At 62.2% G+C, this 15,142-nt stretch carries 14 protein-coding genes and 1 tRNA gene; 10 read left to right on the top strand and 5 right to left on the bottom strand.

All coding sequences use genetic code 11. The features are described from left to right. Nucleotides 1-114 precede the first annotated feature (114 nt). Nucleotides 115-624, top strand: a complete 510-nt coding sequence (locus D3M59_RS12035) for a response regulator (protein WP_158581935.1) — start codon at nt 115-117, stop codon at nt 622-624. Here D3M59_RS12035 and D3M59_RS03215 read toward each other — a convergent pair. Together D3M59_RS03215 and D3M59_RS03210 are read right to left on the bottom strand one after the other, a co-directional pair. Then, on the bottom strand, nt 621-1,358 hold the full coding sequence (locus tag D3M59_RS03215) for a glutathione S-transferase family protein (protein ID WP_119531527.1): 738 nt from the start codon (nt 1,356-1,358) through the stop codon (nt 621-623). The two genes, D3M59_RS12035 and D3M59_RS03215, sit on opposite strands and share 4 nt — an antisense overlap. Before the next feature lie 63 nt (nt 1,359-1,421). Beyond that, nucleotides 1,422-1,495, bottom strand: a tRNA-Gln gene (locus tag D3M59_RS03210). Nucleotides 1,496-1,666: 171 nt separating this feature from the next. Between D3M59_RS03210 and D3M59_RS03205 the strand changes: the two genes are divergently transcribed. Beyond that, on the top strand, nt 1,667-2,710 hold the full coding sequence (locus tag D3M59_RS03205; RefSeq protein ID WP_119531525.1) for a Ppx/GppA phosphatase family protein: 1,044 nt from the start codon (nt 1,667-1,669) through the stop codon (nt 2,708-2,710). Beyond that, a complete protein-coding gene (locus D3M59_RS03200; protein WP_119531523.1) occupies nt 2,707-3,354 on the top strand; it encodes an RlmE family RNA methyltransferase in 648 nt (215 codons plus the stop codon). The genes D3M59_RS03205 and D3M59_RS03200 overlap by 4 nt, the downstream gene beginning before the upstream one ends. Here D3M59_RS03200 and D3M59_RS03195 read toward each other — a convergent pair. The 3 genes from D3M59_RS03195 to D3M59_RS03185 all read right to left on the bottom strand — a co-directional run bounded on the left by D3M59_RS03195 (nt 3,351) and on the right by D3M59_RS03185 (nt 8,028). Beyond that, the gene (locus tag D3M59_RS03195; protein WP_119531521.1) at nt 3,351-4,058 is read right to left on the bottom strand and encodes a DsbA family protein; all 708 of its coding nucleotides are present in this window, start codon (nt 4,056-4,058) and stop codon (nt 3,351-3,353) included. The genes D3M59_RS03200 and D3M59_RS03195 overlap by 4 nt on opposite strands. Continuing rightward, nucleotides 4,042-5,415 carry a M48 family metalloprotease gene (locus D3M59_RS03190; protein ID WP_119532844.1) on the bottom strand — a complete coding sequence of 458 codons (1,374 nt, stop codon included), beginning with the start codon at nt 5,413-5,415 and terminating at the stop codon, nt 4,042-4,044. The genes D3M59_RS03195 and D3M59_RS03190 overlap by 17 nt, the downstream gene beginning before the upstream one ends. Nucleotides 5,416-5,508: 93 nt before the next feature. Then, nucleotides 5,509-8,028, bottom strand: a complete 2,520-nt coding sequence (locus tag D3M59_RS03185; RefSeq protein ID WP_119531519.1) for an Rne/Rng family ribonuclease — start codon at nt 8,026-8,028, stop codon at nt 5,509-5,511. Between the two features lie 365 nt (nt 8,029-8,393). Between D3M59_RS03185 and D3M59_RS03180 the strand changes: the two genes are divergently transcribed. The 7 genes from D3M59_RS03180 (at nt 8,394) to D3M59_RS03150 (ending at nt 15,064) form a co-directional block, all read left to right on the top strand. Next, nucleotides 8,394-9,278, top strand: a complete 885-nt coding sequence (locus D3M59_RS03180) for an N-acetylmuramoyl-L-alanine amidase family protein (protein ID WP_119531517.1) — start codon at nt 8,394-8,396, stop codon at nt 9,276-9,278. Between the two features lie 49 nt (nt 9,279-9,327). Beyond that, complete coding sequence (locus D3M59_RS03175) at nt 9,328-11,907, top strand: penicillin-binding protein 1A (protein ID WP_119531515.1); 2,580 nt, start codon at nt 9,328-9,330, stop codon at nt 11,905-11,907. A 39-nt stretch (nt 11,908-11,946) separates the two neighbouring features. After that, nucleotides 11,947-13,074 carry a peptide chain release factor 2 gene (gene prfB, locus D3M59_RS03170; RefSeq protein WP_119531513.1) on the top strand — a complete coding sequence of 376 codons (1,128 nt, stop codon included), beginning with the start codon at nt 11,947-11,949 and terminating at the stop codon, nt 13,072-13,074. 19 nt (nt 13,075-13,093) lie between these two features. Then, entirely contained in the window at nt 13,094-13,756 is a 663-nt protein-coding gene (locus tag D3M59_RS03165; RefSeq protein WP_233543115.1) for a class I SAM-dependent methyltransferase, read from the top strand. A gap of 126 nt (nt 13,757-13,882) precedes the next feature. Continuing rightward, nucleotides 13,883-14,677 (top strand): thymidylate synthase, encoded by a 795-nt coding sequence (locus D3M59_RS03160; RefSeq protein WP_119531509.1) that lies wholly within the window; start codon nt 13,883-13,885, stop codon nt 14,675-14,677. A 74-nt stretch (nt 14,678-14,751) separates the two neighbouring features. After that, on the top strand, nt 14,752-14,877 hold the full coding sequence (locus D3M59_RS03155; RefSeq protein ID WP_119531507.1) for an entericidin EcnA/B family protein: 126 nt from the start codon (nt 14,752-14,754) through the stop codon (nt 14,875-14,877). 46 nt (nt 14,878-14,923) lie between these two features. Continuing rightward, nucleotides 14,924-15,064, top strand: a complete 141-nt coding sequence (locus D3M59_RS03150) for an entericidin EcnA/B family protein (protein ID WP_119531505.1) — start codon at nt 14,924-14,926, stop codon at nt 15,062-15,064. Nucleotides 15,065-15,142: the final 78 nt, after the last annotated feature.

Genomic DNA, 15,142 nt, shown 5'->3' with positions numbered 1-15,142 from the left:
CGGCCTCACCTCGGCGTTAACGTTGTTCAAGGGGGATTCGCGTTTGCCTTTCGCTCAAGCAGAATCCTTTTCAAGGCAAGGATTTACCTTGGCCGGAGGCGGGGAGGCCTGACGGTGCTGAAGATCCTGATCGTCGAAGACGACACGCAACTGGCGACGACGCTGAAATACTTAGTCGAGGACAATCCGCGGTATCGCGTGGTTGCCACCGCCGACGATCTCGATAGCGCCGTCGCTGCCGCGGAAGAACATGTGCCCGATCTGGCATTGGTCGACTTGCGGCTTGCCCGTGGTACAACCGGTTTCTCCGTTGCCGTCCGGATGGGCGATTTCGACATCCCCTGCTTCTTCATTACCGGTCGCGCGCCCGACTTTCCGATGCCTGACCTGGCGCTTGGCTGCCTGATGAAGCCGTTCACTGCCGAGGACGTCCATCGCAGCCTGGCGGCAGCCGAGGATCTGATGCGCGGCCGTGAGGCGCTCCGCCCGAAAATGCCGGTAAACCTACAGCTGTACGACCATGTAACAGAAGGCGTAGCGGCCGAGGCCCAACCCGGTTTCATTCCGTCGCGACGGTCGTTTAAGACTCGGCTGGAACATTGGATCGCCGGAACGCAGCACTAAAGCCGCATTACTCCCCTGCGCGGTTCTTTCTCCCCGAATGTATCGGGGGTGAGACGGGCACCGGCCTTTTCGAGTGCCTGCCGACGTCCGGCTATAGACGTGCTTAACTGGATTTGTTCGAGCCTCAGCAATTTCCGGAAGACTGGCTGGTGCAGCGCGAAATCGACATATTGCGCAGTTTTCGGCCATTGGGCGGCATCGACCGTGAATCCCGCATAGGCCGCGTTGCGGAAGAAGCTTGCGATGGAAATATCAGCCAATCCGATCGTTTCGAATAGAAATTCGCCCCCGACCAACTGGCCTTCCAGATAATCGAGTACCGTTGGAATTTCGATGGTGAGCGACCTTTCGACCCGCGCTTCGTCGCCGGGCTCTCCCCAAACCCGTGGATGAACCAACTTTGGGTAGAAAAGACCCCAAATGAAAACGTCACCGAGCCGAGTGTCGGCAAACTCGTCCAGCCATCGTGCCCGCGCGCGCTCCTTGGGATCGGCCGGTAGTAGTGGCGGGCTGGGGTGCGTTTCATCCAGATATTCGCAGATGACGGTGGAATCGGTCAGAGTCAGGTCGCCATCCATCATTACCGGAATGCGCCGGAGCGGACTCAACCGTGCGAATTCTTCATTGCCAAAGAAGGGAGTGATTGGATCGACTTCATAATCGATGCCTTTCAACTCCAGGCAAGCAAGGACCTTGCGAACATAGGGACTAACAAAGCTGCCGATGATCTTCATGGCGTATAACCATGCGCGCGCCCGCGAAGCGGTTCAAGCGAGGATCGCAAGGAGAGAGGAGGCTGGATGCCCGACGTGGATTCGAACCACGATTGACGGAGTCAGAGTCCGTAGTCTTACCATTAGACGATCGGGCAACATCAGTCGCCGGGCGGGCAGATAGAAAGGCCGCCTGTTTCTGTCAACGCATAGTGCCCGATTTTGGGGTCAATCCTGCCGGTTGCGCCTGTCGGTTAGTTCAGGTTAGTCTGGCGCCAAGTCAGCCGTCCGGCATTTGGGCGGTGCAAGGATAGAATGGGCGTGTGAGGATGGCGCAGCAGGTCGCCAGTGCACCGGCACCCCGGTTTGTGGGTCCGGCAGGCGGAAAACCGCCGCTCCGCAGAGGGCATCAGCGCGATATTTACGGCGCGCTGGACCTTGGTACCAATAATTGCCGGCTATTAATTGCCCGTCCCGATGATGGCGGGTTTGTCGTTCTTGATGCCTTCTCTCGCATCGTCCGGCTTGGGGAGGGCTTGTCGAGTAGCGGCAGGCTCACTCAGGGTGCGATGGACCGATCAGTCGACGCTCTCGCTGTGTGTGCCGAGAAGCTGCGGCGTCGGCATGTGACACTCGCGCGGTCTGTCGCGACGGAGGCGTGCCGGCGCGCTGCCAACGGGCGCGAATTTGCCGAGCGTGTGCGGCGGGAAACAGGGATCGCGCTTGAGATCATCGCACCGCAGGAAGAAGCGCGGCTCGCGGTGCTCGGCTGTCATAAATTGCTGGAGCCGGGAGATGGCCCCGCGCTGATCTTCGATATCGGTGGCGGTTCGACCGAATTGGTCCTAGTGGAGCAGGGCGAGCACGCGCCGCGCATCCGCGCCTGGTGGTCAGCCCCGTGGGGCGTCGTCTCGCTGACAGAAAGCGAGGGCCGCGCCGCCATCGAGGGCAAGGACCGGGTCGCGGCTTACGGGCGTATGCGGGAACGCGTCCTGCGCAGCTTCGCACGGTTCGTCGAAATGTTGCCGGACGACCTGTCGAATGTCCGGCTGCTGGGCACTAGCGGCACGGTGACTACGCTGGCCAGCGTCCATCTCGCACTGCCGACTTACGATCGACGCATAGTTGATGGACTTCACGTCCCTGTCGGCGACATGCGCCGGATATCCTCGATGATCGCGGAAATGGACTTGGATCAACGTTGCGGTCTTCCCTGTATCGGCGCGGAGCGCGCGGACATGGTCGTCGCCGGCTGCGCCATTCTGGAGGCTATCCTCGACATTTGGCCCGCCGAGACCCTCGGCATTGCCGACCGGGGTATTCGCGAGGGCATCCTCCGCTCCCTGATGGCCCGCGACGGCTACCAGCTATGAAGCGCCTCAAGACCGCCAAGGGGCGCAAGGTCAGCTCGACCCGTTGGCTTGAGCGGCAACTCAACGATCCCTACGTGAAGCGTGCGAAAGCCGAAGGCTATCGCAGCCGCGCAGCCTACAAGCTGATCGAGCTCGACGAGAGGTTCGGTCTGCTCAAGGGCGTGAAGGCGGTTGTCGACCTTGGCATCGCACCGGGCGGCTGGAGCCAGGTCGTTCGCCGCAAGTCGCCCTCCGCCAAGATCGCTGGTATCGACCTTTTGCCTACTGACCCGCTCGACGGCGTCGCCGTCCTGCAGATGGACTTTATGGACGAGGCAGCTCCAGCGAAGCTTCGTGCGGCTCTTGGCGTGAACGAAGCCGATCTAGTCATGTCGGACATGGCGGCCAACACCGTCGGGCATCCGCAAACCGATCACCTGCGGACCATGGCTCTGGTAGAGGCCGGGCTGGAGTTCGCGACAGAGATACTTCGGCCCGGCGGGGCCTATGTCGCCAAAGTATTAGCCGGCGGGGCCGACAATAACCTCGTTGCCGAGCTTAAGCGGCATTTCACAGCGGTGAAGCATGCCAAACCGCCTGCCAGCCGCAAAGACTCGAGCGAATGGTACGTGATTGCCCAAGGTTTCAAGGGCAGGGCGGATTAACCTTTGCGCGCCGCCTCGATCGCGGTCTTCAGCCCCTCGTAGCCTACCGCGGAGTTGATCACTCGGTCGCCGACGATGAACAACGGGGTGCCCGTTGCGCCGAGCTGGCTGGCTAGCCCCATGTTCGCGCGGAGCTCCGCTTCCTGCGCCGGGTCGTTGTCGGGGCGAGCGGGAACGCCGGCGGCGCGTGCAGCCTGCGCGATCGTTTCTGGACTTGGTCGACCGGCCGCGTTGAGCGCGTCGTGATAGGCGGCGAACTTGCCGGCCTTGGAAGCAGCCAGCGAGACGCGCGCTGCTGCCACGCTGTCTGGCCCCAGGATCGGCAGTTCGCGATAGATAACGCGAAGGTCCTTGTTCTCGGCGATTAGCCGCTCGATGTCGGGATTGCTCTGGCGGCAATAGCCGCAGGCGTAGTCGAAGAAATAGGTCATGGTGACCTTTGGCTGGGTCGCACCTTTCCAGCTTGAATGGAACGGCGTTTCCAAGCTGGCCCGAATGGGCGCCAGGGTCTGGGCGAACTGTTTGTCGCGAAGGGAGTCGCCCGCTTCCATGATGATTTCAGGGTTAGCGACTAGCGCGTCTCGAACGATCTTCTCACCGAACATCGATGGGCCGGCGAGCATCAGTCCAGCAGCGGTAAGGACCGCACCGACGATCCCCCCTCCAATTGCCGCCCCCCAGGACGTCTTACCGCTCTCGGTCACCTTTTTTCTTGTCCTTCTTCACCGCTTCTTCGGACACCATGGCAATATCCTGCGCGCGTAGATAGTCTGGCGTTCCTGGTTTCAGGCCGGCCATGGCCGTGCGGGCGCTGGACAAGGCCAGCTTATTCTTGCCTTCGAGGTTATTCCGCTCGGCCGTTGCAAGTGCTGCCCGGGGTAGGTCGCCCTCGCGATCGTAAATCACGCCGAGCTGATACCAGGCGAAGGGATTGTCGTTGTCGCGGTTAACCGCATTTTTCAGGACCTGCTTCGCTTCGGCGAAATTCGCCGGGTCTTCCGACGCAATCAGCGCGTGGCCGAGCATGACAGCTATCATCGGCATGTCGGGCGCATTGGCGACGGCCTTCCGAAGCGGCGCGAGCGCCTGGTTCGGCTTGCCGCCTTCCAGCAGAATCTGGCCTTTAAGCTCAAGGAAAAATGGATCGTCCGGCGATATGGAAAGCAACGCATCGGCTTCGTGCTCCGCCTTATCTGGATACGCTCCCAAGTGGTAGGCGTATGCTCTCGCATAGTGCGCCGGGATGCTCTGGTTGCTTTCGGGATATAGGGTCACCGCCTGCTTGGGCGTAACGTATCCGACAAGCTTCGCCTTGACCCGCTGAAACCGGGCTTCCAAGGCCGGATCGACCGATCGGCTCCATGCAGCATCCTTTTTGTACAGCTCCGTCAGGGACTGAATCCGCTCGCTCGAGAGCGGGTGAGTGCGGTCGTAGCTATCCTTGGCGTAGATCGCCAGGCGATACTCTTGGTTCTGAAGTTTCTTGAAGAATTCGAGGCTGCCCTTGCCGGTTACTCCAGCCTTCGAAAGGTACGCAGCGCCGGCAAGGTCCGCGCTGGATTCCTGCGCTCGTGTGAAGGCCAAGAAACTCCCAAGCGCGGCTTGCTGTCCGGCCTGAAGAATGCCTAGTCCTGCCTCGCCGGCGCCGGCTGCGATGGCCGCTGCCCCCAGCACAAGGCTCAAAAGTGTAATGACCGTCGCCTTGTTGGCGCCGTCGTAAATCCGGATCGCGTGCCCGCCCGCGACATGGCCTAGCTCATGCGCGATGACGCCCTGCAGCTGGTTCACATTGTCCGAAGCGGTCAGCAGCCCACTGTGAATGTAAACGACCTGCCCCTGCGCAACGAAGGCGTTGATCTCTGGATCGTTGACCAGAACGACCTTGACGCTCTTCGGGTCGAGACCGGCCGCGATGATTAGCGGATCGCTGATATCCTTGAACAGCTTTTCAGTTTCGCTGTCGCGAAGCAGGGATTGCGCCATCGCCGGACGGGTGGCAGCGAAGAACAGCGCAAGGCCAAGCATGAAAAGCCGGACCAGGCGGGAAAGCCGGGCGGTCATAGGCAGGCTGTCCCACTGCTCATATGAACGGCCGATGAAAACCGGCCCGTCATAAGTGGTCCGGCCCGGTTTCATCGACGGTTCGTTCACGCTTTAGCCGAAAGTCCGCTGCCACCATCCGCGCCGCGGTTCGGACGTTTCGTCATTGACCGGTGCGGCGTCAACAGGGGCCGGAGCGCTGTCGACGTTGGCCGGTTCCGGTGCAGACGGAGCATCTTTCGTCTTCGAGCGTGACGCCCTTTTGGGCGCAGTCTTGATAGCCGCTTCGTCTGCGGGCTGATCTTCGGCCTTCTTCGCGCGCGAGCGGCGCTTGGGCTTCTCTTCCGCCACCGCTTCCGCAGGCTCTTCAATTGGAGCTGGTGTCTCCACCGCGGGCGTTGCATCGACTGCGTCGCCCTTGCGGGCGCGCGGACGGCGACGGGTCTTGGGCTTCTCTTGGACGTCGGCTTCCAACGCAGTGATCGGCTCTTCTTCGGAAGCTGGCGTCTCGATCATCGGCGATGAATCGGCCTCAACCACCTGCGCCTCGTCAGCTACTGTCTCGACGCCCTCAGCGCTGCCGCGTCCGCGGCGCCCACGGCCGCCTCGACGCCCGCGACGTGGACGTGACCGCTCGCCATCGTGGGTCTCACCATCAGAATCCGAAATTTCACCTGCTTCAGAAATCTCGCCGTTCTCCTCGACGGCTCTTTCCTCCGTAGACAGATCCTCCGCGCCGTCTTCGCGGCGGTTGCGCCCTCGGCCACCACGACGACGGCGACGGCGGCGACGGTTGCCGCGATCCTCATCGTCTTCGCGAGGCTCACCGCGGGACGAAGCAGCTTCTTCTTCCTCCTCATCATCGTCGATTTCCGCGGGAAGATCGTCATCCTCCTCGACGATCGGGGCCAATGCCGGTCGTTCCTTCATCACTGGACGGCCGCCAGAGCTTTCTACCGTCATCCGGGCGCCTTCAAACGCTTCGTCGATCATGATCTCGACGGTCACGCCATAGCGTTCCTCGATCTCCGCAAGCTCGGCGCGCTTCTTGTTAAGGACGTAGATTGCAGCCTCGCGACCTGCGCGCAGCAGGATGCGGTCGCCGCGACCGCGGGCTGCTTCGTCTTCAATAATGCGAAGTGCGCTGAGGCCGGACGACGATGCCGTGCGCATCAGGCCGGTGCCTTCGCAATGCGGGCAAGCCTTGGTCGACGCTTCGAGCACGCCGGTGCGAAGGCGCTGACGGCTCATTTCCATCAGGCCAAATCCCGAAATCCGCCCAACCTGAATTCGGGCGCGGTCGTTCTTCAGCGCTTCCTTCATCGCCTTCTCGACCTTTCGGACATGGCTGTTCTGCTCCATGTCGATAAAGTCGATGACGACCAGGCCGGCCATGTCGCGCAGGCGGAGTTGGCGGGCGATTTCCGCCGCCGCTTCCAAGTTGGTCGCGAACGCGGTCTGCTCGATATTATGTTCGCGCGTCGAACGGCCCGAGTTGATGTCGATGCTGACAAGAGCCTCTGTCGGGTTGATAACCAGATAGCCGCCCGACTTCAGCTGCACGACCGGCTGATACATTGCGGTCAACTGATCTTCGACCCCATAGCGCTGGAAGACCGGCGTCGGGTCGACATATTGCTGGACCTTGCGGACATGGCTCGGCATCAGCAGCTTCATGAAGCCGCGCGCGGCCTTGTAGCCGTCCTCGCCCTCGACGATCACCTCGTCGATCTCGCGATGATAAAGGTCGCGGATCGCCCGCTTGATCAGGTCGCTGTCGCGATAGATCAGGGCAGGGGCAGAGCTTGCGAGCGTTTTTTCACGGATTTCGTCCCACAGGCGGGCAAGATAATCGAAGTCGCGCTTTATCTCGGTCTTGGTGCGCGACAGGCCCGCGGTGCGGACAATCAGGCCCATGGTCGAGGGCAGCTTTAGGTCGGAGATGATCGACTTCAACCGCTTGCGGTCGGCGCCGTTAGAAATCTTCCGACTGATCCCGCCGCCGTGAGACGTGTTGGGCATCAGCACGCAATAACGACCGGCGAGGCTGAGATAGGTGGTCAGCGCAGCGCCCTTGTTGCCGCGCTCTTCCTTGACGACCTGGACTAGCAGAACCTGCCGGCGCTGGATGACGTCCTGAATCTTGTAGCGGCGGCGAAGCGCCTGGCGCTTTTTGCGAAGCTCTTCGGCGGCACTCTCGTCCACGGGTGAACGGGCCGACCCCGTGCCGACTTCGTGCGCTTCGTCATAGTCGCCCGACGGTTCGCCAGCGTCCTCGCTGGTGTCGCCATCCTCGGCGTCGTCCGCTTCATATTCGGCGGCGCGAAGGCGTTCTTCCTCGGCTGCATGCTCTGCCTCTTCGGCCAGCAGTGCGTCGCGATCCGCCTTGGGGATTTGGTAATAGTCGGGGTGGATTTCGCTGAACGCGAGGAACCCGTGCCGATTGCCGCCATAATCGACGAATGCCGCCTGGAGCGACGGTTCGACGCGGGTGACCTTGGCTAGGTAGATATTGCCTTTGAGCTGTTTGTGCTCCGAGGATTCGAAATCAAATTCCTCGATCCGGTTTCCCTTGGCGACGGCGACCCGGGTCTCCTCCGGGTGGCGCGCGTCGATCAGCATGCGCATGGACATTGAAAATTCTCCGGACGCGGGGCGCGACCCGATGGGGCCGGCGGCGCGTCATGATGATGGCCGGTGCTTCGAGCAGTCCGGCAAGATGTGCGGAAATTGCCTCTGCTGCGCGATGCCTCGCGATTCGTGGCGCGAACGACGCGCGGCCATGCCCTTTGCGGAGCATGGAGGTGTCGTCGTTTGGCATCATGCAGCGTCAACCTTGAAGGCCGCGGATCCGAGAGGCCGCGGCAACTATCCTTCCCAAAGTCCGGGAAAGACGAAATCGGTTAGCACCGTGGCCCTTTGGCCGCAACTGCCCAGCGACTGCAAATGTTGCGCCTGCGGGCCTTGGCGATGCGACCGGCCCATCGTAGTTTCGCGCGATGGACGGGCGAAGAAAGACCGGGTTGGCCATTGGCGCGGGTGCGCTGCTCGTCGCGGCGGCGCTTGCCTGGACGCTCGGCTCGCAACGAGGCGGGCGTACCCTTGCGGGCATCGCACTTCCAGGGGAAGCGCGGCAAGGCGAGCTGACGGTTCAATTGCCCAAGGCGCTGGCTGACGTCCGTGTTCGCGAGGCCCGGACTCCGGGGCGTCCCCTCGTGCTGATCGACCCTGGTCATGGCGGGAAGGACCCCGGCGCTAGCGGAGTCTCGGGCACGTCGTTCGAGAAGCAATTGACTTTGGCCATGAGCCGAGAGCTTGCCGACCTTCTTGAGGAGCGGGGGCGCGTGCGCGTGGCGCTGACTCGCGAAAGCGATATTTATCTGACGCTGGAAGAGCGCGCGCTGATCGCAAGGCGTTTGCAGGCCGCCCTATTCCTGTCGCTTCATATGGACAGTGCGCCCAACCCGCGAGCGAAAGGCGCCACGGTTTACTCGCTTTCGGACGTCGCCTCCAGCGCCGAGGCCGCTCGCTTCGCGCAGGCGGAGAATGTCGAGGGAGGGGCTTTGTCGACGGAAGCAGATGGCTCGGTTCGTGCGCTGCTGGCGGACGTCGCGCTGCGCGAGCAGATGGAGGATTCCGCGGGCCTGGCCGAACGTCTGCTTCGCCGCGCCGATGGACGCGTCGAGCTTCGTCCCCGACCGCATCAATTTGCCGCCTTCCATGTCCTACGCCGAGCCGAAACTCCCGCCGTGCTGGTCGAGGCAGGGTACATCAGCAATGCGGACGATGAGGCGAAGTTACTAACCAAAGAGGGCCGCGCGCCGCTCGTCCTTGCTCTTGCACAGGCCGTCGAAGCCGATCTCGCGACGCGCGCAGCCCGATGACGCAGCGGCTTTCGCCTAGCCCGCGAAGTCGCTAGACGAGCAATCGAACATGAACGTACAGTCCCTCCGCATTCCCGATTTCGTCGCCTTCAACCAGCGTGTTCACCAGCGGATCGACCCGTGGTTCGAACGTAAGTGGGTTCGCCGTCTGACATGGGCTGGTGTCGCGGTGTTTATCCTCGGCAGTATCGTTTTCGTCTATTTTGCGACCGGCCTTCCCAGTTCCGAAAAGCTGCTTGGTTATCAGCCGCCGCTGCCGACCAACGTTCGCGGCTACGATGGCAATCCGGTCCAGACCTTCGCCCGTGAACGGCGCGTCGAGCTCGCCTATGACGAATATCCTCCCCTGGTGGTCGAGGCATTCATTTCGGCCGAAGACAAGACCTTCTTCAGCCACGGCGGTCTCGACTACCCTGGCCTAGCCGGTGCGGTATTCGACTATACGACCAAGTCGGTCACGGGCGGCCGCGCCCGTGGCGGGTCAACGATTACCCAGCAGGTCGCCAAGTATCTGCTCCAGGACGACGAATACGCCATCAGCCGGAAGATCCGCGAGGCCATCCTCGCCTTCCGGCTGGAAGATACGCTCAGCAAGGAGCAGATCCTCGAACTCTACCTAAATTCGATCTTCCTCGGCCGTAATGCCTATGGCGTCCAGGCAGCGAGCCGCGCCTATTTCGACAAGGACGTCGGCGATCTTACGATTCCGGAAGCGGCCTATCTGGCTGTCCTGCCCAAGGCGCCAAGCAATTACGACCCCGTGCGGGCGACACAGCGCGCACTGGACCGCCGCAATTATGTGCTCCGTGAAATGGTCAACAACGGCTACATCACCGAGACCCAGCGCGCGGCTGCGGCGGCAACGCCGCTCGGGACCATCCGCTACGGCAGTAGCGCCAAATTCCGGGACCAGGGTGGTTACTTCATGGAAGAGGTCCGCCGCGACCTGCTGAAGCGCTTTGGCGAAAAGGCCGAGGACGGCCCAAACAGCGTCTATGCCGGCGGCTTGTGGGTGCGGACATCCATGGTACCCAAGATGCAGGACGCCGCTGCCGAGGCGCTCCGGGAAGGCCTCGCGCAATTCGATGGCGGTCGCGGCTGGCGCGATACGGGGCTCAGCATCGACGTCGATCGTGATTGGCAGACACAGCTTCGCATCACCGCTTTAGGGACAGGTTTTCCCGACTGGAAGAAGGCCGTCGTCCTGTCGAAGTCGAGCAGCAGCGCCAATATCGGCTTTCCTGACGGCTCGACCGGCGTTCTCCCCGAATCGGCTGCCCGACAGCCGAAGCGTGGTGGGGGCGGCTCGGCATTCAGCAACTTGCGTCCGGGCATGGTTATCATCGTCAAACAACTGGGCGCGAACAGCTACGCCATCCGGTCTATTCCTGAGATCGGCGGCGGCTTCGTGGCGGAAGAAGTCCGGACGGGCCGCGTCCTTGCAATGCAGGGCGGCTTCGACGTCGTCGGTTCGTCCTACAACCGCGCAACGCAAGCACAGCGCCAACCGGGTTCGGCCTTCAAGCCAATCGTCTACGTGACCGCGCTCGAAAACGGCCTGACCCCGTCTTCGATCTTGGTCGATGCGCCTTTCTGCGTCTGGCAGGGAGCTGGCCTCGGCAACAAATGCTTCCGAAACTTCGACGGGAAATATTCGGGTCCCAAGACGATGCGCTGGGGCGTAGAACAGTCGCGCAACCTGATGACGATCCGCGCTGCGTCCCAGACCGGCATGGATAAGGTCGTGGCCAACGCCGCGAAAATGGGCGTCGGCACGTACGACAAATATCTGTCGATCGCTCTCGGCGCCGGTGAAACCACGGTGCTGAAGCTGACCAACGCTTATGCGATGCTCGCCAATCAGGGCCGCGCGGTCACTCCGACGCTGATCGACTACGTCCAGGACCGCAACGGCAAGGTCATCTACCGGACCGACAACCGCTGCCAGATCATGCAGGACGACAATGGAGGCGCCTGCAATGCCGCCGACTGGGACGGCAAGTCGATGCCGCGTCCGCCGTCACGCGACAAGCAGGTGATCGACCCGCAGGCGGCGTACCAGATGGTGCATATCATGGAGGGCGTGGTCGAGCGCGGTACCGCAACCGTTCTTCGCGACCTCGACCGACCGATGTTCGGCAAAACCGGCACGACCAGCGGTCCAACCAACGTCTGGTTTGTCGGCGGGACTCCAGAGATCGTCGCTGGTGTCTACCTAGGCTATGACCAGCCACGCCCCATGGGCGGCTATGCGCAGGGTGGCCGCATCGCGGCGCCGGTGTTCAAGCAATTCGCGCAGGCTGCGCTAAAGGACATGCCGAAAATCCCCTTCGTCGCGCCGCCCGGCATTCGCATGGTCCGCGTCGACCGCGCAACCGGCAAGCGGGTGTTCGGAGCCTTCCCGACGACCGTCGATCCAAAATCGTCGGTTATTTGGGAGGCGTTCCAGCCGGAGACTGAGCCGCGCCGATCGTTCCGCCGCAGCATCGAGTTGGCATCGGCCCAGAAGGAATCGGCCGAGGGCGCGCCCGCTCGGGCGGCCGCACCGCGTCGCGCCACGTCGCGACCAACCCAGCGCACACCGGCCGACAGCGGGGAATTCTTGCAAAGGCAGGGCGGGATTTACTAGGCGGGGCGGCGAACCGCCCTCCGATCGGAAAGACATTCCATGCGCGCCGAAGCGCAAGCTCACATCGACCAGATCAAAGCCGCCACTTCGCTGCTTCGCCGCTTCCTTGACTGGGACAAGGCAAATCGGCGGCTGGCGGAGCTAAACGACAGGGTCGAGGACCCGACCCTATGGGACGATCCGAAGGGCGCGCAGAACGTGATGCGCGAGCGCCGCCGGCTGGAAGAGGCTATCGGCGCGACGACCAAGATCGAAACCGAGCTCAAGGACACGGTCGAACTGATCGAAATGGCGGAGCTGGAAGGCGACGACGGCTTGGTCGACGACGGCGTTCAGGCACTCGCCGAACTGGCCGGGCGCGCCGAGAAGGACAAGGTCGCCGCGCTCCTCGCGGGGGAGGCGGACGCCAACAACAGCTATGTCGAAATCAACTCCGGCGCGGGCGGCACGGAAAGCAACGATTGGGCCTCTATGCTGCTGCGCATGTACAGCCGTTGGGGCGAACGGCACGGCATGAAGGTGGAGATAGTCGACCACCACTCGGGAGAACAGGCCGGCATCAAGTCGGCCACTATTCTCATCAAGGGAGAGAACGCCTACGGCAATCTGAAGGTCGAGGGTGGCGTTCACCGGCTCGTCCGGATCAGCCCCTACGACAGCAGCGCGCGTCGCCACACAAGCTTCGCATCAGTCTGGGTCTACCCCGAAGTCGATGACGATATCGAGATCGAGGTCAACGAGGGCGACCTGCGCATCGATACCTACCGCGCGTCGGGCGCGGGTGGCCAGCACGTCAACACGACCGACAGCGCGGTCCGCATCACCCACATCCCAACTGGCATCGTGGTCGCCTGCCAGAACGAGCGCAGCCAGCACAAGAACCGTGCCTCGGCGATGAAGCAGCTAAAGGCGCGCCTGTACGAAGCCGAGCTGCAGAAGCGCGAGGCGGAGGCCAACGCCGCCAATGCCGCCAAGACCGACATCGGCTGGGGACACCAGATCCGCAGCTATGTCCTCCAGCCCTACCAGTTGGTGAAGGACTTGCGGACAGGTGTAACCTCGACGGCGCCCACCGATGTCCTCGACGGCGATCTCGATCGCTTCATGGCTGCTGCCTTGTCCCAGCGCGTGACCGGCGAGAAGGTGGAAGTCGAGGATGTCGAATAGGGCGCTTGCCGCCTTAGTCATGGCCGCGCTCGCGGGTTGCCGCGCCGAGCGCGAGGCATCGCCATTTCCCAAGGCCGACCGACCCGTGGCGCCTATCGTGTCGGACAGCTTCTCGACCGAGGACGCTCGCGACCGCGTCGGAGAGGCCGAGGAGGTCATGCAGCTCGCCGGCGTCGCGCCAGGCATGTCCGTAGCCGACATCGGCGCTGGTGAGGGCTACTATACCGTACGCCTGTCGCCGATCGTTGGCGCGCGCGGTCGAGTGCTCGCCCAAGACATCGTTCCGGCAACTCGGGACCGTCTCGCCCAGCGGGTGCAGCGTGAAAACCTCCAGAATGTTTCAGTTCGGCTTGGCGTGCCGGCCGATCCAAAGCTCCCGGCCCAATCGTTTGACCGCATCTTCCTGGTCCACATGTACCATGAAGTGACCGAGCCGTATGAATTCCTCTGGCATCTTCGCGACGGCTTGAAAAAGGACGGACTGGTCATTGTCGTCGATGCCGACCGTTCGGTGCGCCGTCACGGAATGCCGCCAGCTCAACTCGCTTGTGAATTGCGCGCGGTCGGGCTGGAGCCTGTCCGATTGGCCCGCCTGACGGGCAGTGATTCCTATTTCGCATCTTTCCGGATAGCGTTGGCCAAGCCGGAGCCGCCTGCCATCAAGGCTTGCGGAAAGCCCTAGAGCTGGCCAATCCGGCATATGCTGCTGGAGCAGTTCCTACCCGAGAACATGGGATAGTCGAGACTGGACCAGACCGTGCCGACCCAATCCGCTGGACGTGCTGGGCGGGGAGGCTAGGATGCCGGTATGCGCCAATATCTCGACCTCATGCAGCAGATTCTCGACGAAGGCGTCGAGCAGATGGACCGGACCGGCACGGGCACCTTATCCATCTTCGGGACGCAGATGCGGTTTGACCTTTCGAAGGGTTTCCCGCTGCTCACGACCAAAAAACTCCATTTGCGGTCCATCATCGCCGAGCTCCTCTGGTTCCTGCGCGGTGACACCAATGTGCGCTGGCTGCAGAACCGCAAGGTCAGCATCTGGGACGAGTGGGCCGACGCGAATGGTGATCTCGGCCCAATATACGGCAAGCAATGGCGGGACTGGGAGGCGGCGGATGGCCGTCACATCGACCAGATCCGCGAGCTCATCGATCTCATCAAGCGTGACCCTGGTTCGCGCCGTCAGATTGTCACCGCTTGGAATCCAGGAGAGATTGAACGAATGGCCTTGGCGCCGTGCCATTGCCTCTTTCAAACGCAGGTTGCCGCCGGAAAACTCAACCTGCAGCTTTACCAGCGCAGCGCGGACTTCTTCCTTGGCGTGCCATTCAACATCGCCTCTTATTCGTTGCTGACGCATATGCTGGCGCGGGAATGCGGGCTCGAACCGGGTACGTTCGTCTGGACAGGCGGGGACACGCATCTCTACTCCAACCATCTCGACCAAGCCCGTGAACAGCTCACGCGAGAACCTCGTTCGCTGCCCCGCTTGGTAATGAAGGATCGCGGACAGGGCATCGACGGCTACGAGCCGGATGACTTCGCGTTCGAAGCCTATGACCCGCACCCGTCCATCGCCGCGCCGATCGCCGTCTGAGAACATTTCGCCTGCGTGATGGCACCGAACGCGATTTGCCGCGTTCGTTCAGCCGCTAGACAGGAGAAAGTCTCATGCTTCGCAAGGTAATGACGATGGTTCTGATCGGTGGCAGCCTTGCCATCGCGGCTTGTAACACGGTTCGTGGTGCGGCCGCAGACGTGAACTCGGCGGCCAATGAGGTCGACAACGCGATGTGACTTCGTCCATGGTCGTTACGCTGTTTTTAAAGAGGGAGTTTCGACCATGGTTCGCAAGGTTACGACGATGCTGCTGATCGGCGGTGCGCTGGCGATTGCCGCCTGCAACACGGTTCGCGGTGCCGGTGAAGACCTCGGCTCCGCCGCCAATTGCACCGAGAACGCCATTAACGGCGGCCGCTGCTAGGTAGTAGTTCGCTAGCTGGTCAGCCAGCTAGTCGATCAAAAAAAGCCCCGCCGGATACTCTCCGGCGGGGCTATTTTT

The organism is Sphingomonas edaphi (assembly GCF_003583725.1).
In the GTDB taxonomy this organism is placed as follows: Bacteria; Pseudomonadota; Alphaproteobacteria; order Sphingomonadales; family Sphingomonadaceae; genus Sphingomicrobium; species Sphingomicrobium edaphi.
The sequence above is the reverse complement of the archived record's forward strand: the minus strand, read 5'-3'. Positions and strand labels throughout refer to the sequence as shown.